This window comes from Brevibacillus sp. MER 51, assembly GCF_023714195.1.
GTDB lineage: Bacteria > Bacillota > Bacilli > Brevibacillales > Brevibacillaceae > Brevibacillus.
On sequence record NZ_JAMAUS010000004.1, the window covers coordinates 425,301 to 449,805 of the forward strand.

Below are 24,505 nucleotides of genomic sequence, written 5' to 3' on the forward strand. Positions count from 1 at the left end.
CTAGTAAAGAAAACGATTTTGAAACCGCATAGCATCAAAGGCAACGATTGTTTCTGGCGGTACACGCTTGCCGATTTTGGCCATTAGACAGTTGGCGGGATGTGAGCATATTTCCGGGTCGTCTGTCGCCATCCAGCTCAGACCTGCGCTGCCCATGACCTTTTCCATGACCTTTCTGTATTGCCATACATCGAGTCCTGTTCCTTTCAGGTCCCAATGCCAATAATACTCCGTTGTAATAATGACGTAGTCTTCCATGGCGTCGTCCAAGAAGGCGACTTCCAGCAGCTTTTTGCCTACGCCACCTGCTCTCACTTTATGACTGATTTCAATCGCGCCCAGCTCCAGCAAATCAGGCAGTTGGGCTTGTGACCATCGCTCCAGTGGATCGGGGTGCAGAAAGGTCACGTAGCCGAGGACGAGGTCTCCTTCGCGTGCAATAATAATGCGCCCTTCAGGCAAATCAGCGATTTCGATGAGAGCTTCGTGTTGCTGTTCAGGGATACGAAAAGCTTTCAGTCCCTCATCAAAGCGTAATGAGGCTAGATAACTTCCTGTAATCGGTCCTTCGACGAGCAGCTCCTTGTTGTTCACCATTAGGCTCAATGAATGATAGCGTTTGACGTGCTCCATCAGTTCCCCCCCTTACGTTTGTAGAAAAACAGAGATGGCGTCTAACCATCTCTGTCAGTTGTCATTCCAGTTTATTCTGTGGTGTTGGCAGTTACGATGTTAGAATGTGGCGATTCTCCGTAACTGTTGACTGCGGTAATGTAATAGTTGCTGCCATTCGGTACTTCTGCTGCGTGTGTAAAGCTTGTGCTAGAGACAGTACCGAGTAGCAAATAGCCGCTTGCTGAGTCAGGGCTGAAATATACGTTGTACATCTGCTCAGACGAGCTGCTTCCTTTCCACTTTAGCTGCCAACCGTTAGGCGTATTTTTGATAGACAAGGATCTTGGAGCAGCAGGTAGTGAAGTGGAATCTGTGTTTGTATTCGTGCCTCCTGATCCATCTGCTGGGTTCGTCTCCGTTCCGCCTGGATCTGTTTGACCATTCCCGTTATTGTCCATCGGATTCGGGATGCCTGTTTCCGAACCTTGATTTGGATCAGGCAACTGCCATGTCTGTGATGAACCGACAGAAGCGATTGCGGAAGGCTGCGATTCATGGCCGGCGATATCCACAGAAGTGACATAATAGCCTAAATCTCGATGGATTGCAGTCGTATCGGCAAAAGTCAATTCCGATGGATCTTTCACAGTCGCTACTTTGACAAAGCCGTTCTGAACATCAGCACGGTAGATGCGATAACCGACCAAGTCAGCTTCTTTGGCTGACTGCCACGTAAGCGTAACTTGCTTGCCTGAGCCTGTAGCTGTTACACCGCTTGGCGAAGATGGCGCGCCACCTGTCTCTGTGCGAGGATCTTCCCTGTCAGGCAGACGCTGCTCCCAATCTGGTGGGTGGGTGGCGACTCTGCTGTTTTTCGCTTGAATTTGCTCCTTGGTAGGAAGTAGATCAGGTGAGCGGTAGAAGACGCCTTCAGTAACAAAATCTTCAGGTGTCCCTTCCTTCGCCAAATACCGTTCGCCATTATAAGTAATGACGCGTGCTTTTTGGTGGGTATCGTCAACCTTCCTCGGAACGAATTTGCTGTTGAACAAATCAGTGATCAAATGGCCAGCTTCTTTCGAAAGCTCACTTGGCAAAAGACCTGATTTCGAGTCAACAGTCGCGCTGACAATTCCTGCTGGCTTTTTAAAGGTGGAATCAGGAGGTGAAAGGTTCGGATGCTTCGCAATGACATCCTTCATGACCTTACCCCATACGACCATCGGAACATATTTGTCCGCGTCTGGCATTGGATATGGCTCGTCAAAGCCAACCCATACCCCCATGGACAGCTCTGGCGTGTAACCGACGAAATAGAGGTCGTTGCTGTTGTTCGTTGTTCCGGTTTTACCTGCCACATCGACTTTGCGCGGCACGTATTTGCGGATGTGTGTACCTGTACCGTTATTGACAACGGTACGCATCATATCCGTGATCAAGTATGCTGTTTGCTCGCTGTACACTTGCACTGGTTTAGTCTCATGTCGGTAAATGACTTTTCCGGTGTTATCTTCAATTCGGTCAATCAGATAGGCATCCACGAAAGAACCGTGATTTGCGAATGTTCCATAGGCGTTTGTAATTTCCTCAACAGTTGTTCCGTAGGTAAGACCGCCAATTACACCAGTTGCTGCATAGTTGTCAGCATCTACCAATGTAGTGATTCCCATTTTCTTTACGTATTCGAGAGCCGTTGGAATGCCAACTTTCAAATACGTCTTGATCGCCGGAATGTTCCAGGACATCCGCAGCGCTTCGCGGGCACTCATCATCCCTTGCCATTTGTTGTTCCAGTTCTTAGGTAAATGAGAACCGTTCTGGCCGTCAGCGAGTAGCACCGGAGCATCATCGATTGGGGATGCTGGCTGGAGCAATCCCAGTTCAAAAGCAGGAGCATAAGCGGCAAGTGGCTTCATAGCCGAACCAGGCTGACGAGGTACAGTGGCGTGGTTTGTCTGTTCCACCTTGAAGTCACGTCCCCCGATCATGCCGAGGATGGCTCCTGTTTTGTTGTGAATCAGCATTGCGCCGACTTCTTCCAGAGCATTTTCGATTTTCTCTGTTTTGCCGTTAGAGCGGCGAATCGTATAGGTGCGATTCTTACCGAAGTTTTTCGGATCGGCTGCAACAGCCTGCATGATGTCATATACGCTCTTGTCGATTGTGGTATGTATTTTGTACCCTTTTCGCAGTATGTCGCGACGTTTCTCTTCAACCAGCTGTCGGTATTCGTTGCGGCCGATGGTTGATTTGTCTCGTCCTTTTTCCAAGAGGTCTGCATCCACAAGTTGACGTGCGGCACGATCTTCAATTTCCATCATCAAGAATGGTACTTCCCGATAAGCTTGCTGCGTGGGTTTTGCTAGCTGTGCCTTCAAATCACTTGCGAGAGCTCCATCGTACTGGGTTTGTGTGATGTAGCCATTTTCCAGCATGCGATCCAACACCATTTCTTGGCGTTCCTTCCCGCGCTGATAGCTTTCTGCACGGAACGGAGAGTAGGCACCTGGGTTTTGAATCATGCCCGCAAGATATGAGCCCTCAGCGAGCCCCAGCTCTTTTACATCTTTGCCAAAAATCCCTTTTGCGGCAGCCTGAACGCCGTATACGTTTGATCCGTTGGCGTTTTTTCCGAAGTAAATTTCGTTCATGTAGGCTTCCAGAATCTGATCTTTGGAAAACATGCGCTCGATTCGAATCGCGGTAAAGATTTCACGGGCCTTACGGGTGTGGCTAACTTCAGCAGAAAGGATTGTATTTTTTACAAGCTGCTGTGTAATCGTACTACCACCTGTGACGACAGGCTGGTTGGTAATTTCCTGAATCGCTCCGCGCATGGTAGATTGAAGCGAAACTCCAGAGTGGTGGTAGTAGGTTTTGTCTTCAGTTGCGATGATGGCATTAATCAAATAGGGAGAAACGTCTGCTTTCTTCACTAAACGTCGATCGCCTTCTTCGGCCCGCAATTGGCCAATCAGAGAGCCGTCGTTGTAGTAGGCGAATCCAGTCAGATAGTTGGTGAAGATTTTATTCTCCAGTTCCTCCTTGCTGCGCACAGGCTCGTCCTTCACGAGTGCGGCAACATAACCTGTCACGATTCCTCCCGCGACTGCAGCTCCCATAAGCCCTAGTACGAAGACGATTTGGAAGATGATCCAGAACGTTCTACCGCGGCTTCTGCGTCGCTTTTTCTTCGTCGGTTCAGAGGAAGATGTGTGGTTATTCGACATAATCTACGACCCCCTAGCATACCCCCTGATTATACCATACGAGGAACCTAGAGGATAGAAAATGCGCAGGAGATAGCAAAATGTGTCAAAAAACGTTGGAAGTTGTCAACGGCATGTGATTGATTGCATTTTACAGACATTATTAAGCTTATAGAGTGGGATGAGAAAATAGATTTCATAGGAGGAGACAATTGAACACAGCAATCAGAAAGATGAATTCATCCGAGAGGTGTCGGAGCAGGAGAAAGCGTGGCGTAAAGCAAATACATAAAAAAAGAGCAGGCCGACAAGCGGCACTACTCTTTTTCTTTTTATCCTCAGACGATTAACGGCTGTAGAACTCAACGATCAGAACTTCGTTGATTTCAGCTGGCATTTCTTCACGGTCTGGCAGACGAGTGAAGGTACCTTCAGCAGCAGCATCGTTGAATGTAACGTAGTTCGGCAGGAAAGTGCGGCTTTCCAGAGAGTCCTTGATCAGTTGCAGACCACGGGACTTTTCACGAATGGAGATTACATCACCCGGTTGTACGCGGTAGGATGGGATGTTTACTTTTTTGCCGTTTACCAGGAAGTGACCATGGTTTACCAACTGACGAGCAGCTGGGCGAGTTGGAGCAAAGCCCATGCGGTATACCAGGTTATCCAGGCGGGATTCCAGCAATTTCATGAAGTTTTCGCCCACTACGCCAGCCATTTTGCTAGCATTGTCGAAAGTGCGGCGGAATTGTTTTTCGTTAAGGCCAAACATGTGGCGCAGTTTTTGCTTTTCTTGCAACTGGATTCCGTACTCGCTCAGTTTACGACGGTTGTTGTGACCGTGTTGACCTGGAGGGAAGTTGCGTTTGATGTCTTTTCCTGTACCATCGAGGGAAATACCCAGACGACGAGCCAGTTTGTGACGAGGTCCTGTGTAACGTGACATGTTTTCATTCTCCTTTAATATGGATTCGCAGGTGTTTACTTCCGGCAGGTTAGTTCCTACTTTATCTACACGAACTTCGGACGGTAGCGTTTCCGCATCGTGCTCCTCACAGATGATCAGCCGCAGTCTGTAAAGGGAGGGAACTAAGAGGGTACATCCTTCCGTTTTTACCTACAATCAATGCTACCCTGTACACATACATTCAATAATACTAGGCGCGTTATAGTAAAGTCAAGGGAAAAGAAGCGCGCCATCCGCCGCAAGAAGTGGGATGGATGGCGCTTTTTGGGTTTTATTTTCGCAACAAAGTAACCGGACCGTCTGGATTATCCCGTTTTTCGAGGAAACGGGTAAAGGTAATGGCTGCATCGGCACGAGGGACGAGGCTCTGCGGCTGGAACTTCTGCTTATCGGTCGGCACAATACCGAGTGTAGTCGCGATAATGATCGAACCGCGGTACTTCGAATTGGCAATGTCTGAGAGCCCGGACTGAAACATGCCAGGGAAGTCCGTCAGTTTTTTGTAGCCGAGTGCACGAACAATCATATCTGCGAGCTCTTCACGTGTAATCGTCTCATTTGGGTTCAGCTTGGAAGTATTTTTATCGAGAAGTCCGCGATCAACAGCACCTTCCACGGCTGAGAAGAAGCGCGAGCCATTTGCCACATCGCTATAGGTGGCCTTGCGTTCCAGAGAGTACTGTGGATAGTTTCTGCCTTGGTTGAGACTGATCATGAGCATCTCAATCATTTCGCCACGTGTGATCGGTTTTTGCGGCATAATATTGCCGTTTTCAAGTGTGAGTGCGTCGTATTCATACATCAGCAAAAGTTCCTTCTCTGCTGGATGTCCTTCCAAATCGGCAGGAGCCGGACGATGCAGTGCAATCGTTTTGCCAGTAGAGGTGGAGCTCCACTCGCCTGTTACAGCGTCAAGGTAATACGGCTGCTCAAATGGCGTAATGGTCGCCCGATAAACGATCTTGGCGGTTCGCTTCGGTGTGTAGGAAGGCTGCTCTTTTGCGCGTTTGGCATCCTCAGGAGTAAGAGGGACGAGGGCGTATACTTCCTCTGCTTTTGTCTCAGTCCACCACTTCTCGCTCGCTTCGGCAGCAGGCAGGTGCTTGGGAACTTGTGTCGGGTATGTTTCGTTGCCCAAATCAGCGCTGTAATTCAGCAGCTCGCCTGTTTCTATGTCAAACGTGAAATGGGCAGAGCCGCTAGCTGCAGCAATTCCATTGATAAAACGCTCAAATCGGATCTGCGTCCGCTCGGAATCAACAACGGGTTGATTTTCTTCCTCAATACGTTCTGTCCAGTAAAGCTGGTGGGCCATGGTTGGAGCCAGTTCGCGAATCGCTTCCATCGCTTTTGCCTTGAATTTTTCCATATCTGGTTTTTTAGTAGCGGTTGTTTTTTCTTTATGGCCGCGGAAGTCCTTGTTCAATCGGTAGATGTCGCCGGTTACAGCATCCACGGAGACATACGCAAATCCGTCTTCGCTATTGCCTTTTTCGCCGAATTCGAGATCCCAGACAGGGCGATTGCCACGGAAGTCTTTTTCATTGTAATTGGCAGAACGAAGCTCGTAGTTGGACAAATTCAATGTTTTCAATGCCCATTGTACAGCTTCCTCTTGGGAGAGTGGTTGTCCGCTGCGGCGTGCAGGAAGGACTTTGCTGCTTACAGGCTCAGGATCTTTCGGTGCTTGATACGAGGTCAACGATTGTGTCATTGCTTTGCCAGTCTCCGCATCAATATAAAAGGTGAAGGGATTCATATAACCTAGGGATGGCTTGTTGTTTTGCGTCTCCATTCGCTCCCATGGCAGCAGGTAAACTGGTTTTGGATTCGCTTGTTCTTTAAACAGTTTCTCGGCTTCGTCCTCTGAGATTTTCGTATCCGTATCCTCGAAAGTCACGTCGTTCCACGACAGAGAATAGTTGGTCACAGTACCGGAAGCATCTACGGTGATTTCTGCGCCGTTGTCGGGAAAGAGAATGCCATCCACGTCACGAACAAAACGGAAATTATAGTAAACTTCTGCGTTCAGCGGAGTTTTTGGCTCTGGCATGTCGCGAGTATATAGTCTTGTTTCCGCTGCTTTTCCTGCATTGTTTTTCTCCAAAAAACGCTTCGCCTGCTCTTGCGCCTCCGTGTAGGAAATTCGCTTTGCATAGGGAAGCGAGGATGCTCCCTGCTCATGACGCGAATAGGAAGTCAGCTCGCCTGTATTGGCGTGGATACTGACGCTATATGATAGAAGGACTTTGCCGTTTTCCGGATTTTTCTTCACCCAACTAAACGACCATTCAGGAAATGGGCGCCAGCTATCCGCTGAACGAAATGATACATCTTGCACTGTCATCCCGGCGGTAGGCACTATTTTTGTAGCGAGTGCCAAGGCAGCTTCCTTGGAGAGCTTTGCTTTGGCTTGTGCCACGGAGTCTGCTTGTGACACAGTAGTCGCCATATTATTGGTACTCACATGAGGTGATTGTGCATGCGCTTGTGCGACAGGCAGCAACAGACTGGCAGATAGAACAAATGAGCTAGACCGAATGATCCACGGTTTCATAGGAACCCCTCCAACGATGTCATATTCTTCTTATCACCTCTGACGAGGGGAAGTAAAAGTTCGTTTCAGTTCAAATCCATGAAAAAAAGCTCCCGGTATTTGCAGAAAGGAATGAAATATAGGAATTTTGTACCAAATGTTTTTTTATCAATCTAGAATTGTGAACATGCATCTTATATAATAAGAAATACTATCCATAAGAATACAGAACGGTAAGGAGATAAATCGTTTTGGAAACCATCATGTATCTCATTCGTCATGGAGAGACGGAGTGGAATCAGGTTCGCCGTATACAAGGCCACAGTGACATCGCATTGAACGAGCTCGGGGTACGCCAGGCCGAGCAAGTAGCAGACAGGTTCCAAGGCGAGACGATTCACGCTTTTTATTCGAGTGATCTTAGTCGCGCGCGCGATACGGCTGCCAAGATTGCTGATAGCTTCCAATCCTCTGTTTCAACGCGGCCAACCTTGCGAGAGCGCTGCTATGGGGAGTGGGAGGGGCTCACCTATGAAGAAATACGTGAGCGATTTGAGAATCAGGATGAGGCCTCCTGTGGAATCGAGACATTCGAAGACATGCAGCGTCGAGCGGTAGCTGCCATGACAGAAATAGCAGGAAGTCATCCAGGTGAGGCGATTGTCGTTGTCTCGCATGGCGGTCTCATTAATAGTTTCTTGCATTATGTGACGGTAGGAGAACAAGGAACAGGGATTACACGTATCGATAATACCGGTATTACGATATTTCGGTATGTAGATCGCAGGTGGGAAGTTCTATCCGTTAATGATACAGACCATTTGAAAGCTTGAGAAAATGCTGAGAGAGGGAGTTTCTCGTGTCAAGTAAAATGTTGGGGAAGTTAGAGACGGTCTTTTCCTACACGGCCCATTTTATCTTACAATCTTGGCCGGAAAAGCGCCCAGGCATCCTTTTCTTGACAGATTCCGGGGGCCGCGTAATCAACTTCATGGAAATGCAGGTTGGTCCATCTCGGAATTCTCAAGGGCTTACCCTGCAACACGATGTATCGATTGGTAAAGTCTTTGATATTGTTGTAGAGGCACTTTCTTCCAAAGAGATCGTAGTCAAAACGAGAAGTGAAACGAACAAGGTGTGTGGAGCCTTTCCTTTGTGTGAAGAAGATGGAAGGGTTCGAGCTGTCATTGGCATAATAGCGCCCACAGACCAGATCCACTTCGATTTGTCATCCTACATGCGCGGGCTAGAGCCGTTGATTCGCATGGGATATGATGCTTATATTCAACACGTGACCAGCCAGATTGTCATGGATTTGACGCTGCATGATACGGCCAAAGAGCTGTTGCAAAGCTTGACGGGTCAGATTAGTGACATTATCCAAAAAGGCTATTGTTCGGCCGTTAAGCTCGCGGACAATGCCACATTGATTCCACAGGAGAGCGTAACAACGCAAGTGGCCGAAGGTGGACAAACCCACATTGCCCAACTGGTTTCGAGATTCGGTACGGCGCCAATCATGCCATCTATTTTGGATGACCACAGGCTTGTCGTCGTGCCTGTCTCCTTGAACCAAACGCCGCTCTACGCATTGTTTTTGCATCTGCCACCCGAAGAAACAGATTGCGTGTACGATGAACGGGATGTAGCTTTTTTGCAGGAAGTAGGCGCGAAGGCAAGCGTTGCGCTTTGGCGTTCGATCATGTCGGACGACCTGCGTCGTGAAGCGAGCAAAAAAGACTTGTTGTATCAGTTGATGTCTAAGATTCAGGCATCGATTGATGTGAATGATGTTTTGCATGAAATCGTGACGAGCATTCCCAGCCTTTATCCGTACTTGTCAGCAGAGCTTTTCCTGACGGTTGAACCCAATGCAACCACCCCGGTCAAACAGCTATCTTTTCAAGAAGTAGAGCCGTCGACCAGTACCAAGGCCTATTTGGAAGGACGTCTCATTGCCGAAGAAGTGGGAGAAGGGGAGCAACAGGTGACGGTGATCGCAGCGCCGCTCTTGGGCAAGCAAGGCATCTACGGAGTTTTGCAAGTGACATCCGATCAGCGAATCACCTTGAATCAGCATGAAAAGGATTACATCTCGATCTTGGCGGATACTGCTGGCACTGCGTTTGAAAACGCACAGCTCTATCAGCAATCGCGCAATTTAATTCGAGAATTGCGTTTGATTAATGAGATGGCACGCCAGTTGAACAGAAGTCTTGATTTAAAGGAAATTCTCGATTTTGTTACGACCATGATGCGGGCTACTTTTGATGCGGAGTTTTGTGCTATTTTGCGAAAAACGCCAGGAGAAGATTGCTTCGATGTGCTCTCTTCCTCCATACCAGCATTCAATGGCCAGGCTATCAATTCTAATGAAAAGCCATTTCAGCAAATCTTGCAAAACAAGCAGGCATTGTTGCTGGCTCAGCCAGGGGCAGGACCGCTTCCTTTTTCGCTCTTTTCGTGCTGTTCCTTCATGGGGGTTCCACTCGTTGTCGAGGGTGAGATTAGTGGAGTCCTTTTAGTCGCAGATTCCCGTTATCATTTTTTTAGTTTTGACGACTACAAACTCCTCGAAATCTTTGGCCAGCACGCGAGCTTGGCAATGACCAACGCGGTCCTGCATAATGAAATGGAACGAATGGTCATTACGGATAATTTGACAGGTCTGTACACGAGAAGACATTTGAATGAACGAGTAAGAGGATCATTACAAAAAGACAACTATGGCTCGTTGATCTTGATCGATATTGATTATTTTAAGAACGTGAATGATACGTTTGGTCATCAGGTAGGGGACGAGGTACTGATTCAGGTCTCCAATCTGATTCGACATAGCATTCGAGACAGTGATATCGCGGCAAGATGGGGCGGAGAGGAACTCGCTGTTTATTTGCCGCGTGTGGACAAAAACACCGCACATTCCGTGGCAGAGCGCATACGGGAATGCGTCGAGCAGGAGACGTCTCCACAGGTCACGATCTCCTGCGGACTAGCGAAATGGAGCAGGGAGATGGATGTAAACCTGAGTGTAGAAGCGCTGTTCCATCAAGCAGATATAGCTTTGTATGAAGCCAAAAATTCAGGTAGAAATCAAGTTGTTCTCGCCTAGAGCCAAAACAATGGCTCTTTTCTCTTTTCGGAAAAAAAGGCAAAAAACTTGAGAGGTAGATAAAAAATGACAACAAATGATGGCAAGCAAAGGATCGCGATGCAAGTAGCACCTGATATTTATTGTCTGGAAATACCTACGCCTTTTGATGTGGGGGCAGTAAACGTTTACTTGCTAAAAGGGGAGCGCTTGACCTTAGTTGATGTGGGCCCATTGACCGACGCTGCGTGGGTGGCCTTAACAGAAGGCTTAGAATCGGTTGGGGTAAGCGTGCAAGAGATCGATCAAGTCATACTGACGCATCATCATGTGGATCATTGCGGGCAGTTAGAAAAAGTACGGGAGCGATCGGGAGCGAAGACATTTGCCCATCCGCAGGCAACACCTTATGTACAGCAGGATGAGCAGTTTATGACTTTTCATGATCAGTTTTTCGAAGAGCTGTACATCCAGAGCGGTGTGCCAGAAAAAATGATGGTCATTATCTCGAAATTTCACAAGCTGATGAAGACGTTTTCTGCGCCAAGCCAGATTGACTTTCATCTGAAGCATGAGCAAAAGGTGCCGTACCTGGAGGACTGGCAAGTACTGTATACGCCGGGACACAGCCAAAGCCATCTGTCGTTGTATCGGGCAAAGGATCAAGTCATGATTGGTGGAGACCATATCATCAAGCGCATTTCATCCAATGCGTTTATTGAACCACCCCGGAATCGTACGAGTACAAGACCACTGACTTTGATCCAATACCGCACAGCGCTGCAAATGTGTGCGGACATGGAGATCGAACAAGTCCTGAGTGGACACGGTGAACCGGTTGACAATCATCGAGAGCTCATACTCACTCGTCTGCAAAAGAACTGGGAGAGAACAGACATGCTCCGCAGGCTTCTTGCAAATGGAGAAAAGACAGCTTTTGAACTGAATGCTCTCTTATTTCCGGGCTTGTACCAAAAAGAATTGCCATTAACGCTATCCGAGACATTGGGGCACATCGATTTGTTGATGATTCTCCATCAGATTGAAGTGAGAGAGCAGGATCGAGTCTTGTATTACCACCTGTAAAACCTGATCGCGCAAGAGAGGCTTGCAAGTAGAATAAGCCTATTCCTCCCCGGAAACGCTAAAAGGGACTATTACCCTGGGACCTCACATGAGGCTGACCCAAGGGTAACCGAGGGAGGGTAGCATCGATGCAGAAGTATTGGCCCATTTGCGTGATGGCTCTAGCGTGTACAGTTGCTGTGGGTGGCTGTAACCAAATGAGAGTGAAGCAGGATGCGAATACAACGTTTGAGCAGGTACGAGACAAGTTCGATGCACAAAAATCGTATGCGTTCTACGGCCAAACCAAGCTGTTGACGGCGAACAGTGCCAATGCGAACATGGTTAACTTTTCGGGAAGAAAAGACGGAGAGGCTGTTTACATGAACGTGAAGCTCTCCGTACCAGAGGAAAACAGAGTGGACAACCTATCCTTGCTCAGCCAAGGGGACAAGCTGTACACCAAGGATGGACAAAACGAAGGCTGGAACCATGTTGCAGGAGATAGTCCGGCCCTGCATCAAGAAATGAACAACTGGAACCCCATCGCTTCGTTTCAGCAAATCGACGATATGAAACGAAACGTCCGGATGTTGCCTGATGACAATCCAAAAGACGATTTTGAGGCGATCGGAGTGGTATTGGATTCTGCCAAACTAAAGAGCTGGCTTGTTACCCAAATGCAAGAACAAACAAAGTCGGGAGCAAAAGTCCAATCGATAGCAGGGCGAGAAAAACCCTACATACCGAAGCTAAAGATAGCGATGTCACTCTCGGAAGGCAATTGGAGAGGAACGCCTGCCCATCATTCCGGACCCACGATTCAGTCCAAGAAGAAGGTGGACGTAAACGAGCTCGTGAACCAGATGGAAGTGGAGGCAGAGTACACGATTCATTACAATAAAAAAACGATGCTCCCCACGAACATGACGATGTCAATCCGATCTTCGTACGATTTGAACGATCAGCGTGTAAAAGAGCATACGCAAGTAGAAACGTATTTGCAGCAATATGGAACGGTAGCCCCCATTATAGCTCCAACGGAAAAAAGCAAATAGGAAGTAAGAGTAATCAAGTGAGACGTTCCTCTTGCAAAACAGACAGGAGCGTCTTTTTTCTGTCAGGGAAAATTAAAAAGATAAGGTAACGTACTCGATACTTTTTACGTACTTCTTATGTGGAAGAAAATCTATGCGGTAGCGGTTTTTTTCGATGGAATCAGCATTGTGAGAAGGAATCATGGAAAACATTGTCGAACTTACAACAAGACTATCTTTTTTCGTCGAATAATCTGTACAATGGGAAAGATGCCTGATGGATCAGACGAAAATGCGTATTTTATCCGCAGCAGCGAAGCTTTTTGATGTTCATGGCTACAAAGGAACCTCCGTAAGACAAATTGCCTCTGTTGCTCAAGTAAATTCCGCGCTGATTTCCTATCACTTTGAAGGGAAGCAAGGAGTCCTGGAGACGCTGATTGCTTCCTACTTTGAGACGTTGTTTCGCCTTTTGGAAGAACTGGAAAACGAGCAGGAAAACATCCCTGCCTATCAACGATTGGAACAAGTTGTGCAGCTGTATTTGCAATTTCAATGTGAGCATGCGCCTATCACACGTTTGATTCACCGTGAGCTGAGCGTAGAATCCATGCTTGCACGCGAAGTGATGACACTGTATATGAGCCGATGGAAGCACGGGCTTTCGCGTGTGATCGAGGGCGGTGTCGTCTCGGGTGAGTTTTTGCCCGTCTCTATTGATCGTACAGTACTGGCTATGACGAGCCAGATGATATATCCATTTTTGCAACCACAAATGGTTCGCCAGGTCTATGATCTGGAGCCATCTTCCGAGGATTTCGTCCAATGGCTGCAAACCTCGATTATGTGTTATCTGCGAGGTTCTTTGCTGCCCGCTTAGGCGTGGCCTCTCCCAATGAATGATTCTAGTAAGGGGATGTATGACAAGTGAAACGAAAACTATTCATGCTCTGTTTGGCAGGCATGTTGTTATATACGAATCCGGCTTATGCAACGCCGTTTCCAGATAAAAAAGACGAAGTTGTTCAGGACGCTGACAACTATTTGAAAAAAGAAGACAGAACGGCCTTTGCAAATTCTTTGAACGGGATACCCGGCAGCTACAAAGTCGTGGTAGTGGAAAGCACTGCACCGGAAGCTGAATCTCCAGATATTTACGCGCAAAAGCTGTTTGACAATTACAATTTGGCCGATGATGCACTGATGATCGTACTTGACATGAACACCGAACAGCTGGGGATTTATGCCGGTCCTTCTTTGCAGGAAAAAGGTGCCACGATGGCAATGCTGCATGAAAAGATCGCGTCTTTTTATGACGCATTCCGCACACAAAAGCAGTATTTGACCGGTATACAAACTGTAATCGCGGAAGTAAACAGGGAGCTTAGCCGTATTGAAAGCAAGCAAGCAACAGCAAAACCGGATGCGACCGACGCTAGTAAAGCGGGAGAGAACGAAAGCAGTAGCACACTCGGAGGGATTCCCTGGTGGATCTATCTGGTTGGTGCGGTATTTGCTGGGCTATCGATCGGTTTGATTTACGCAATGATCAGACGTCGTGCTATTTTTGCCCAAGTAGACGATGTAGAGGATTGGAAGGAAGAGCTCGTTGAGAAGATCAATGTTATTGAGGTAGAAAAACCGCTTCGCCGTTCCAGCGGCATGACAGAAGTACGTTACCACCACTTGGCTGACAAAAAAGAAAATCTGCTGCGCATTCGCATCCCAGATGTGGAAATGATGATTCTCGATGCAGAAGAGGCTTGCGATCGTTTCCGTTTTACATTGGCACTTGGCATGCTGAATGAGGCGAGAGAGGCCATTTCAAAAATTGAAGAAGAGCTTGATGAGCTGAAAACTGACACTTCCAAAGTGGCCGTTACCAAGCAAGAAAACAAGGTTGTTGTTCCTGAGATCGGAAAACAAGTAGAACAGATGGAACGACGCTTGTCCGATTTGCGCCTGGAGTACGGATTGTCTTTCCATGAATTGAAAGCATCGCTGGATGAAGTAGACACGATGCGAAAACTCGTGAAAACAGCGCGGGCGGCAGGGGATGACATTGCCGCCTACGAAACCACACAAAAAGCTCAGCAAGTCTTGGAGCAGGTAGGACAAGCGATGGAGCTCATTCCAAAGCTTGTGCAACGCGTGAAAAAGGAATTGCCGGAAGAATTCAAGCATCTGGAGGAAGGAATTGAGCAGGCCGTTCGTGACGGCTTTCAATTAAAGCAGGATTCCTTTGACAATGCTCTTTTGCAGGCAAAGCAATTGGTCATGTCTGCGAAGAGCGCTTTGGAAGAGGGAAGCCTGGAAATGGTGTTGACCCATGTCAAAGCGTTCGAAGTGCTCATTGATGCGACGTACCAAGCGATAGAAGATGGTGTTCTTGCTCGTGATGAAGCGGCAGCGACGGTGTATGCAGAAGTTGAATCGGAACCACAAGCAGAAGTGAATCAAGGTAAGGATGAAAAAGAATTTGTGCAGGAAGAAAAGAGAGCAGAGGTAGGAGAGGCGGAACAGGATGATTCCCTACAGCAAGTAGTTGCGACATCCGCGCCTGTGGAGCCGGAGATTCGTACACCTGAGCCGACTCTGGCTAGCGAGACCGCGCAAGAAGATCCTGTAAAACCGACGCCTTTCCAGCAGACGAAAGTGGAAGAAGAGCAAGCGGTTCGAGGAAAATCCTCTGAGCTGAGTGAAGCTGAACGTTCCGTGTTGTTGCAAGCAATTCCTCAGCTTTTCAATAAAAAAGCACAAAAGCCAGCTCCAGCAGCCAAAGCGGAGGAGCCTGTGTACGAAGAAGAAGAGTATGAACTGGTCATGCCGAAGAGTCAGCCTGAACAGGAAGAGATGATTCCGGAAGAAGAAGAGCAAGCGTATTTGGTCATCGAAACGGAAGACGATGCGCTGGATGAACTGGAGCGAATTTCTAACACATTAGTCCGACTCCGTCAGCAAATCAAGCGCAGCTACTTGCCGGGCATTCCGGATCAATTGAAATACATGTTTGAAGAAGTCGTGCAAACGTTGGGCCGCGTGCAAACGATCATGGAACAGTACCGCTATGATCTGGAAGAGGTGGCCATGTTGATCCAGGACGCGAGTGATTTGGTCGGCGAAACAGAGCGGATGGCAGAACGGATTATCACAACTTGTCAGATGGCAGAGGGTGCCATTCAGTATACAAACCGTTATCGTCGCCAAAATCGCCAGGTCAATGATTTGTTGACGAAGGCAGAGATATCATTTCGACAACTGGCTTTCGCAGAAGCCTACCAGCTTGCGGAGGAGGCACGTCTGGTAATCGAAGGCGCACCAACCGAAGATGACAACGGTTGGCTTCTCCGTCGTAAGAAAAAGGGATGAGCCAGATGATGGTCTTTCCTCTCTTCTTACTGGCAGTTGGCATTCTCGTCATGGTGCAGCCGCGGACAAAACGTTGGCAATCGCGGATGAACGCTTATTTTCAGGGAGACGAAAGGCGCGTCAAGCAGCGTGCCAATACGTTCTTTCTGTTGGGCCTAGGCTTTTTGCTCGCTGGATTTGCGTATTTGTTCCGCCTTGTTGGATAAACCGATAATCAATGATAAAGCACCTGCTATGAAAAGATGGACTTGCCGTCTTTTGTAGCCGGTGCTTTTTGGTGGGCAAAAAAAAGAAGCATCGCTCACGCAGGCGATGCCCCATCTAGGAAGATAAAGGGAGTAAGGTCTGTTAAACCAGCACATTACAACTAGGGGGGAGTAATGTGCTGATTTCTCTTTTCATGAAAAGAGAACCTGATTCATAGTTTCCCCAATCCTTCATAACCTAAACGTCATTCTCGTAAAAAAATTCAAATGCTTCCTGCGCACTATGCGTACCTGCAGAATGGCCAGACGAAAAGGCGATGGTGATGTTGTAGCCGCCGGTATGGGCGTGGACGTCCATGACCTCTCCAGCAAAATATAACCCATCCATGAGTTTGGATCTCATCGTACGTGGATCGATCTCTTTTACACTCACACCGCCACCTGTAATGAACGCTTCCTCGAGAGAGAGCGTCCCCGTAATGGTAAGTGGAAAAGCTTTGATCAAGCTCGTGAACTTGCTCCACTCCTGTTTCTTCATATGGCTGTAGGTCGTTTCATCCGAAATTCCTGCCATGGCAAGCAAGAGTGGGATAATCCGTTCAGGCAGGAAGCCTTTGATTGCATTTTTTACTGCCTTTTTTGGCTGTTCCTCGATCAGTTGCCAGCTTTCCGACATGATTTCCTCGGCTGTTTTGTCAGGCATGAGATCGATCGTCAGAGATAGAGGAACCGCTCCGTATTTTCGTTGCGACACAGAGACATAATGTCCCATGCGCAGAGAGGCGGGGCCTGATATTCCGAAATGAGTGAAGATCATGTCGCCTTCCTGTGTATTGATCTTTTTCCCATTGGGCGCGTACAACGTCATCGTGATGTCACGCAGCGACAGACCCTGGATCGATTTATCGCGAATAAAAGAGTCATTGGCTGTAAGCGGTACTTCAGTAGGATACAGTTCTGTGATTGTATGCCCGGCTGCTTTCGCCCAAGCATAGCCATCGCCTGTAGATCCCGTCTGTGGTACAGAACAACCCCCAACGGCAATAATCACACAAGGCGCGGTAATTTTTTCACCAGACTGGAGCATGATGCCACCGACTCTGCCTTCCGAATAGAGCACTTCTTTTACAGGGGCATTTAAATGAATACTGGCACCTCTTTGCTTCAACAAATCAATCAACGCTTGGGCGACTGTCACGGCTTTATCTGTGACCGGAAACATGCGACCGCGATCCTCTTCTTTTAACGAGACCCCCAACTCCTCAAAAAACTGGATAATCTCTCGGTTGCCGAATTGGGTGAGAGCACTGTACATGAAGCGGCCATTTCCCGGCATTTGTTTGATCAATTCATCTTGTTCCTTCGCATTGGTTACATTGCAACGTCCGCCGCCAGATATGATGAGCTTGCGTCCGAGCTTTGAGCCTTTTTCCACGAGACAAACTCTTGCTCCTTGGCCAGAAGCAGCAATAGCAGACATCAGCCCAGAGGGGCCGCCGCCGATGATGATAACGTCATACTTGTATTGTGATCGATTCATTTCATTCTCGTCCTTTGTTGTGTAGGGTTGGGCAACCACCATTTTACCACAACCTGCGCACCCGGCGCGCAATTCTAGCTAGGATAGAGAGGATGAGACACCTAAAATATCAGTCAACGGCTGCTTTTCTAAGACGTAACGAACGGTGGATTCATCTCGGATGATATTCGTAACGACATAACCTTTGGCAAAATAGGCCGTAAACAATTCGCGGGTCATCTCTCGCCACATGGAAGCGACGGTCATATCAGCTCGTTTAACATCCTGGAAGAAGGCAGGGACAGGCAGCAGCACGATAGGCTCTTCGCGTGACAAGTCGATTTCGACAGGATATGGAATACCATTCTTGATTTCCAGACGCAACAGGTCTGGCGCCTGTTCTAAAGAGGGAGTAAGGTTCTTTCCTGCCTGACGGGATTTCACACGATCGCTTCCGATCATCCATTCCACGAGGAAACGGTCTGTCGGCAGTCCTCGATTAAAGTCGTCATCGAGCTCTCCGTAGCAGTTTGGCAAATAGGTTCGAACGATTCCGCCGAGCTTGGCGATGTTCAGAACGCCGTTTACCGTCTCAAGCGGGTCGTACGTCCATGTAATTTTGGAATAGCCTGCAGCTGCCGCTTCTTCCTTTTGCAGCCATTTCATTTGAACACCTAGCCCTTGCTTGCGATACTCTGGCAAAAAGCCGAGCATGTGCGAACAAAGATGGGGTTCTCCGTTGGTAAAGCCCGGGAAGCTGTACAAGAAGCCGATCATTTCCTCGCCATCGAATGCCCCTAAAAACAGACCGCCAAACTTTTGCATCGTGAGTGTCATATGGTGAGGAATAGCACTAGAAGGGTCCCATATTTTTCCTTCCATTCCTTCTAATTGCTCAATTTCACTGAATTCGGTCAACTTTCGCAATGTGATTGCCATCTGCTTTTTCCCCCTCAAAACGATTCGTGTTTTTTCTTCATTCGGGACAAGATCTTGCATTCCTGCTTGGAGGTAGTTGCGTCTGAATTCTCTCTCGCAGATAATAGAGAAGGTTAACTGGCATGAAACTAGGGTCGAGGAGGATTTTTGGCGATGGAAAATAAATTTCAAGCTGAACTGTGGAACCGTTTGACGCAGGCACCAGGAGCGCCTGGCTTCGAAGGTCCGGTACGCGAGATTATGCGGGAATACATAAACAGCTATACGAGTGAACTCATGTACGACAATCTGGGCAGTATTTTTGGCGTTATGCGTGGTGACGAGAACGGTCCCAAAATTATGGTAGCGGGTCACATGGACGAAGTCGGCTTCATGGTCACCCGAATTTCAGATAAAGGATTTATTTCATTTCAGACGCTGGGAGGCTGGTGGGGGCAGGTCCTGCTCGCGCAACGTGTACATATTATTACGGACAATGGACCAGTCGAAGGCGTAATCAGCTCGATCCCGCCGCATGTCTTGAGCGACGATCAGCGTAATCGCCCGATGGATGTACGCAACATGTACATTGATATCGGCGTGGATTCACGAGAGGAAGCCGAACAGGCAGGAGTACGGGCTGGTCAGCAAATCGTACCAGTTTGCCCGTTGCAGGTCATGGCCAATCCGCGCCGCATCATGGCTAAAGCATGGGATAATCGCTATGGTTGCAGTTTGGCAGTGGAGCTCGCAAAAGAGCTGCATGAAAACCCAAATCATCCGAATATCGTCTACGTCGGGGCTACTGTACAGGAAGAATTGACCGGGCAGCGCGGCGCGAAAACTGCCGCTGCGTCCATTGATCCGGATTTGTTCCTGGCATTGGATGCGAGTCCAGCCACAGACATACCAGGGGTAAAAGATGATGGCGGCAAGCTCGGCGGTGGACTGTTGATGCGCATCTACGATCCGATGTACGTCATGCCGGTAGGATTGCGTGAGCTTCTTATCTCCACGTGCGAAGAAGAGAACATTCCATACCAGATTTATGTAGCAAAAGGCGGGACGGATGCAGGTGTCGTTCAGTACCATGGCAAGGGAGTACCGTCTGCCGTTATTGGAATTCCGTCCCGTTACATTCACAGCCATGCATCGATCATTGATCGTGAGGATTACGAGGCAGCCAAGCGTCTCTTGTTCAGTGTCATTCGCAAGCTGGATCGTGCGACGTGGGAATCTATTTTGCCTAGATAAATTGGTACGGAGAATATCATTGAGTGAGTAGAAAGCGGAGGAATGCTTTTGAACGCGATCATACTGTATACACGGCGTCAGGGCGAAGCTACGTCCTTTGAGTTTAATGTGTTTGACAATCAATTTGCTACGGAGAATCTGGCAGTGCGCAAGGTGTTGATGGCAATGCTTGCAGCCGTTTCCAACAGATTGACCGATCTGGAAGTGGAATACAACGACAGCCTACTGGTGGAAAAGGTCGGGGCGAAGCGTGCCGGTGAACTGCTTCGTTTTCTTGGGGCAACAAAAGAGAACATGAGGGAAAATCAGAGCAATGGTGTAGTTGTCAGCCGGATCTTTCATGCGCCTTTTACACAGGAGCACTATGAATACTTCTACAACCTGACGGACATCGCACAGCTGTCACACTATCGCTTGAAGGAGGGCAAAGAAGATCGCATCGTGTTTTACTTCACACGCTATCTCCAACTCATTACGCCTGATGAAAAGTCCCGCCAAGCATTTTTGGACAGATTAGAAGAATTTTCTTTGCCGTACAAGCTCGTACCGATTGCGTAAAGGAAACGAAAAAAGTCATTTTGCCCTTGCATGAAGGCGCAAAATGACTTTTTTCATTGATTACCTAAGGGTTAGGTGGAAGGACGATTTGGCCCCTCCAGTTTTTTGTCTCCATAGCCCGGCGCATCGTTTTGAACGTTTTTGGGCTGACGATTGCGTTCGTCTGGTCGATTTTGCTCTACAGAGGAATCCTTGTTTTGCTTGGTCATGTAACTACCCCTTTCTTAGAGCCATGGCTGCCAAGGCGAATTTGTTTTTTGGCGAATACGGGAGGATACATGGTCCTCCAGTTGGATGAACAGGGAGGTGAGCGGCACTCGCCGAAGCACTTCCATCTGCTTTTCGAGTTGATGCTGTGCGTTTTCCTCTACGTTCATGTGGCCCCTTCCTTTCTGGGAGTTTTTGAGGGGGAGTCAAGTACAGCATTTTTGTGGCGAGGAATGGCGTATAGGGCAAACAGACCAAGAATAGCCGCCAAAAACAGTGTAATCACTCCATAGCCAATCCACGGATTGATGCTGCCGACTCCCCCTAGCTTTTCAACCATTGCTCCACCCAAACCCGTCCCAAGAGCTGTCCCAAGACCAGAGACGAAATTGGAAAAGCCAAAGTACGCCCCCAGCCATTCTTCTTTTGCGAAATGGGTGACGAGACTGTCCAGCATCGGCATAAACAGCATCTCGCCCAAAATGAAAAGAATCGCAGCCCCGCACAGTGTGAGGAAGTGGTTTGCCCATCCCATGAGTGTTAGCCCTGCACCTAACAAGATCGTTCCCATTGTGACGGACAAGTACGGATTGATGCGCTGTAGTACAAAACGTGAAATCAACCCTTGCAAGACGACGACACTGAGCGAGTTGATCGTCCAAATGAGACCAATCATCGTAGCCGAATGCAGGACATGTTCTCCCCGCAGCGGCAGGATCATGGCGAATTGAGCGTAAAGCGACCAGATCAAGAGCGAGATCAGGGAAAAAAGCAGAAAGCTGCGATGGGTCAAGATGTGACGATACTCCTTGATTGGCGTTTGCTTGCAATCTGTTCCGACACAGCGATCATCGGGAAGGATGAAGCGAGAAAAGAAAGCAAGTGCTCCGTATACAGAGGCAGCCACGAGAAACGGCTGTTTCCCGCCCGCAGTCATCCATGTAATGATCAAGCCTGCGACAATAATCCCGCTGTGAGCGAGTATCCCTCTCCACGAGAAGGCAGCAGTTCTTTGGCTCTCATCCACTTCATCTGCGATCATGGCTTTAATGGTAGGAGCGAGCAGGCCAAGACCCAAGCCGTTGACAGCGGAAAATAACAAGAAGAAACCATAGGAATGGCTGAAGTGATAGCCTGCCATGGCACATCCCTGAAGGAATGCCCCCAAGGCTAGGATAGAGCGTTTGCCCCAGCGATCTGACATCAAGCCGCCTGCCAAGCTTCCGATTTGGTATGTGATGCTTCCCGCTGCCAAAATGATGCCGACTTGGGAGAGTGAAAGAACCCGTACCTTTTGCAAAAAGACTGGGAAGACGGGAATGACCAGGTAAGAGGCCATGTGCATGAAAAAGACGACTAGCAGTAACAACAAGTAAGACTTGTTGCGTAACAGAGATCCAGTAGAGGCTGTCATGTTCGTCTCCTCTTTGCTTCAGTCCTCTCTAGTATGAGTGGAAAAGGATTGTCCCTATGCGTCGTTTTTCACAACAAAGTAGGCCAGCACACAAAATTAATATGAAGGCAGGCAAGCGTCCAATCCAACAAGCGTGGAACGACATATACCTATAGGGAAAGGTACCATGGGCGTATGGAATGGTGCGAGGAGCGCGGCAGGATGAAGGGGGGATCTGACGTGAGAGGATTTGGTTTCTTCAACGAGGAAGGTTTCGAAGTAATCATCTGGATCATCGTGATCGTTTTTCTCCTCGTTATATTTTTTGACGAAGGGATAGATTAAGATGAGTGGATATCGTCGACCGGTTCGGCAATTGAATCACTATTACAAAACAAACGACGCTTTCAAGAAATGGATTCGTGCCAATGAGCAGTGGTTCAAGCAAAATCCAGAGGTTTTTAACCAGATGCTGCGCAATCCGAAAATGGTTAACCTGTTTACGGATCTCATGATCATGAACTCGCCTAGCATTGAAAAGAAATTGAAGAAATGGAGAAGGAACCAACGCTGATTGATCCGGCATGCTGCCCAATATAGCATGCCGCTTTTTATTTGGAACGCTGTCAAGTCCTGTTATAAAACCGGGATGACGAGCGTAGGGATAAGCATATGCTGCTTGTTCGAAGAAAGGATGAAGCACATCATGGCACAAGTCATTTTGACGTTTTTTGTGGCTTATGGCATTGTGGTCGGCGGCGCTCTTTCAGGTGGGGTGGGCGCATTTCTTACGGAAAAGCCTCCCCTGTTATCGATGGCCCAATTGGCTGACCAGCTCAAAATATGGGGATTGGTTGGGGCATTGGGCGGAACATTTGATTCGTTTTTGCAGATCGAAAAAATACTGATGGGAAATTTGACTCCGGTCTTTAAACAGCTTGTTATGATCGTCGTTGCATTCTTGGGTGCCCATATCGGAACGATTTGCGTGCATTGGCTGGTACAGGTGCGCTCATGAAGGTGATTCTTTGGAAACGTTACCTCGCTCTTTTGCTCATGGGGTGCGTGTTGGGCGGAACCGTGATTTTATTTACATACGGACGCGAGATGGAGCAGATGATGCTGATCAAAAAAAGCTTGGAACTGCAAAACAAAAAACTGTACGAGGAAAATCTGGAGCTGAAGCAAAATCAGCGGGTCTATCGCAAAAAGCAAGAGACCGTTATCGAAGACGTACGCGCCTCTGTTCTCACTGCCGATCAGAAGCAGCCGCTTCATGCCACCATTGTGGTTCAAGTAGTCGATCGCGTGGAAAAGGATCTCGCTTCGTTAAAAGGGAAGAAGGTTGAACAGGTTGCAGAGGTCCATCAGGTCTTGCATGAAATGCTGCGACGCCGCGAATATATTTTGTCAGATCGAACGACCGTGGAGGTACGAATCAAAACGGTTGTGATTAGTAGAACGCTGCATGTGTTCGTGACAGCGGACGTTATACCCGATGATGTTTGGCAAAAGATTGCGCGAAACTTTCTATTTCTTCCGCCGTATATTTCTATATAGAATATCTGATAGCCGGATCATGTAGGTCTGGGTCGGTATAAAGGAGAGGCGAACGCATGTCCATGTTCAAAAAATTGTTGGCTAGTGTAGGTATTGGCTCTGCCCAAGTAGATGCACGTCTTGAGCAGGATTCACTCATTCCCGGCGATATGGTCAGAGGTGAAGTCCATATCAAGGGAGGAGATGTGGCCCAGGAAATCGACGAAATCTACATGTATGTCGTTACACACTATGAAAGAGAAATCAACGATAACAAGACGAAGGAAGAATGCACACTTGTCAAATATCGTTTGTCTGAGCGGGTACAATTGAAACCGAAAGAAGAAACCGTTCTGCCATTCGCTTTTCAATTGCCTTATGAGACGCCATTGACAATGGGGCGTCAACCCGTTTACTTGCGGACAGGTCTCGATATTAAAAATGCGATTGACCCAGGGGATTCCGATTTCATCGAGGTTCGCCCACATCCGTTAATGACCAAAGTGTTGGATGCTGTTCAACAGATCGGATTCCAGCTGTATAAGGTAGACTGCGAATACAATCGCCACCTTGGTCGCAACCATCCGTTTGTACAGGAATTTGAATTCCGTCCAACAGGGCCATATCGCAGCCAATTGGAGGAGCTCGAAGTAGTCTTCTTCCTTCGTGATGGCGAATTGGAAGTTTTATTGGAACTGGACAAACGTGCGCGCGGCTTTATGGGAGCATTTGAAGAAGCGTTTAATCTCGATGAACGCTATATTCGTTTCCGCTTAACGAATGCAGACGTGAACAAACATACGCATGTCATTGCCGAAGCGATAGAAGCGCTCATTAAGCAGCAGCTTCGCTAGAGTGTGATTCAAAAAAGGCCTGACGGAGTGAAAATAACCACTCTGTCAGCCTTTTTTCTTTTTGGAGGTTTTAATCATCGCCAACGTCTACGATAGTCGAGGCTTCTACCCCCATTCCTGTACACAATCCTCTTTCTACTTTTTTGATTTGCATGTATAGGGCTGGAT

Annotated in this window: 22 protein-coding genes; 13 read left to right on the forward strand and 9 right to left on the reverse strand. The window is 48.1% G+C overall.

Translation table 11 applies throughout. The features are described from left to right. The 4 genes from M3630_RS11705 to M3630_RS11720 form a co-directional block, all read right to left on the reverse strand. Positions 1–633 (reverse strand): N-acetyltransferase, encoded by a 633-nt coding sequence (locus M3630_RS11705; RefSeq protein WP_173612383.1) that lies wholly within the window; start codon positions 631–633, stop codon positions 1–3. A 71-nt stretch (positions 634–704) separates the two neighbouring features. Further along, positions 705–3,845 carry a penicillin-binding protein 1A gene (locus tag M3630_RS11710; protein WP_251252205.1) on the reverse strand — a complete coding sequence of 1,047 codons (3,141 nt, stop codon included), beginning with the start codon at positions 3,843–3,845 and terminating at the stop codon, positions 705–707. Positions 3,846–4,170: 325 nt separating this feature from the next. Then, positions 4,171–4,770, reverse strand: coding sequence for a 30S ribosomal protein S4 (gene rpsD, locus M3630_RS11715; RefSeq protein ID WP_047071935.1), 600 nt, complete (start codon positions 4,768–4,770; stop codon positions 4,171–4,173). 292 nt (positions 4,771–5,062) lie between these two features. Continuing rightward, a complete protein-coding gene (locus M3630_RS11720) occupies positions 5,063–7,348 on the reverse strand; it encodes a YcdB/YcdC domain-containing protein (RefSeq protein WP_251252206.1) in 2,286 nt (761 codons plus the stop codon). A gap of 230 nt (positions 7,349–7,578) precedes the next feature. Here M3630_RS11720 and M3630_RS11725 point away from each other — a divergent pair, with 230 nt between their 5' ends. The 7 genes from M3630_RS11725 to M3630_RS11755 all read left to right on the forward strand — a co-directional run bounded on the left by M3630_RS11725 (position 7,579) and on the right by M3630_RS11755 (position 16,095). Continuing rightward, positions 7,579–8,160 (forward strand): histidine phosphatase family protein, encoded by a 582-nt coding sequence (locus M3630_RS11725; protein ID WP_251252207.1) that lies wholly within the window; start codon positions 7,579–7,581, stop codon positions 8,158–8,160. Positions 8,161–8,198: 38 nt separating this feature from the next. Next, positions 8,199–10,439: a sensor domain-containing diguanylate cyclase gene (locus M3630_RS11730; RefSeq protein ID WP_285860494.1), complete on the forward strand. Its 2,241-nt coding sequence runs from the start codon at positions 8,199–8,201 to the stop codon at positions 10,437–10,439. A gap of 66 nt (positions 10,440–10,505) precedes the next feature. Next, positions 10,506–11,504: an MBL fold metallo-hydrolase gene (locus tag M3630_RS11735; RefSeq protein WP_251252209.1), complete on the forward strand. Its 999-nt coding sequence runs from the start codon at positions 10,506–10,508 to the stop codon at positions 11,502–11,504. Positions 11,505–11,632: 128 nt separating this feature from the next. Beyond that, positions 11,633–12,541 carry a hypothetical protein gene (locus M3630_RS11740; RefSeq protein WP_173612378.1) on the forward strand — a complete coding sequence of 303 codons (909 nt, stop codon included), beginning with the start codon at positions 11,633–11,635 and terminating at the stop codon, positions 12,539–12,541. Positions 12,542–12,797: 256 nt separating this feature from the next. Beyond that, positions 12,798–13,400 carry a forespore capture DNA-binding protein RefZ gene (gene refZ, locus M3630_RS11745; protein ID WP_173612377.1) on the forward strand — a complete coding sequence of 201 codons (603 nt, stop codon included), beginning with the start codon at positions 12,798–12,800 and terminating at the stop codon, positions 13,398–13,400. 47 nt (positions 13,401–13,447) lie between these two features. After that, entirely contained in the window at positions 13,448–15,889 is a 2,442-nt protein-coding gene (locus M3630_RS11750) for a septation ring formation regulator EzrA (RefSeq protein ID WP_251252210.1), read from the forward strand. Further along, positions 15,886–16,095: a hypothetical protein gene (locus M3630_RS11755; protein WP_173612375.1), complete on the forward strand. Its 210-nt coding sequence runs from the start codon at positions 15,886–15,888 to the stop codon at positions 16,093–16,095. Before M3630_RS11750 ends, M3630_RS11755 begins: the two co-directional genes overlap by 4 nt. 238 nt (positions 16,096–16,333) lie before the next feature. On the opposite strand, the gene M3630_RS11760 is transcribed toward M3630_RS11755, so the two are convergent. Then, positions 16,334–17,635: a BaiN/RdsA family NAD(P)/FAD-dependent oxidoreductase gene (locus tag M3630_RS11760; RefSeq protein ID WP_251252211.1), complete on the reverse strand. Its 1,302-nt coding sequence runs from the start codon at positions 17,633–17,635 to the stop codon at positions 16,334–16,336. A 78-nt stretch (positions 17,636–17,713) separates the two neighbouring features. After that, complete coding sequence (locus M3630_RS11765) at positions 17,714–18,553, reverse strand: GNAT family N-acetyltransferase (protein WP_251252212.1); 840 nt, start codon at positions 18,551–18,553, stop codon at positions 17,714–17,716. Positions 18,554–18,706: 153 nt separating this feature from the next. Between M3630_RS11765 and M3630_RS11770 the strand changes: the two genes are divergently transcribed. Both M3630_RS11770 and M3630_RS11775 read left to right on the forward strand, forming a co-directional pair. Then, on the forward strand, positions 18,707–19,786 hold the full coding sequence (locus M3630_RS11770; RefSeq protein ID WP_251252213.1) for a M42 family metallopeptidase: 1,080 nt from the start codon (positions 18,707–18,709) through the stop codon (positions 19,784–19,786). Positions 19,787–19,828: 42 nt separating this feature from the next. Then, entirely contained in the window at positions 19,829–20,344 is a 516-nt protein-coding gene (locus M3630_RS11775; RefSeq protein WP_251252214.1) for a hypothetical protein, read from the forward strand. Between the two features lie 71 nt (positions 20,345–20,415). Here M3630_RS11775 and M3630_RS11780 read toward each other — a convergent pair whose 3' ends face one another. Genes M3630_RS11780 through M3630_RS11790 form a run of 3 tightly spaced genes read right to left on the reverse strand, consistent with a single transcriptional unit; the run spans position 20,416 to position 21,965 of the window. After that, positions 20,416–20,553 carry a hypothetical protein gene (locus M3630_RS11780; protein ID WP_251252215.1) on the reverse strand — a complete coding sequence of 46 codons (138 nt, stop codon included), beginning with the start codon at positions 20,551–20,553 and terminating at the stop codon, positions 20,416–20,418. 15 nt (positions 20,554–20,568) lie between these two features. Next, positions 20,569–20,721, reverse strand: a complete 153-nt coding sequence (locus M3630_RS11785; RefSeq protein WP_173612370.1) for a hypothetical protein — start codon at positions 20,719–20,721, stop codon at positions 20,569–20,571. After that, positions 20,718–21,965 (reverse strand): MFS transporter, encoded by a 1,248-nt coding sequence (locus M3630_RS11790; RefSeq protein WP_251252216.1) that lies wholly within the window; start codon positions 21,963–21,965, stop codon positions 20,718–20,720. The genes M3630_RS11785 and M3630_RS11790 overlap by 4 nt, the downstream gene beginning before the upstream one ends. Positions 21,966–22,290: 325 nt before the next feature. Between M3630_RS11790 and M3630_RS11795 the strand changes: the two genes are divergently transcribed. From M3630_RS11795 to M3630_RS11810, 4 genes are all read left to right on the forward strand, one after another. Continuing rightward, a complete protein-coding gene (locus tag M3630_RS11795) occupies positions 22,291–22,518 on the forward strand; it encodes a hypothetical protein (protein WP_173612368.1) in 228 nt (75 codons plus the stop codon). Positions 22,519–22,650: 132 nt separating this feature from the next. Continuing rightward, positions 22,651–22,962, forward strand: a complete 312-nt coding sequence (locus tag M3630_RS11800) for a YtrH family sporulation protein (RefSeq protein WP_007720892.1) — start codon at positions 22,651–22,653, stop codon at positions 22,960–22,962. After that, positions 22,959–23,504, forward strand: a complete 546-nt coding sequence (locus tag M3630_RS11805) for a sporulation membrane protein YtrI (RefSeq protein WP_007720889.1) — start codon at positions 22,959–22,961, stop codon at positions 23,502–23,504. Before M3630_RS11800 ends, M3630_RS11805 begins: the two co-directional genes overlap by 4 nt. A gap of 56 nt (positions 23,505–23,560) precedes the next feature. Beyond that, complete coding sequence (locus tag M3630_RS11810; protein WP_173612367.1) at positions 23,561–24,337, forward strand: sporulation protein; 777 nt, start codon at positions 23,561–23,563, stop codon at positions 24,335–24,337. Positions 24,338–24,505: the final 168 nt, after the last annotated feature.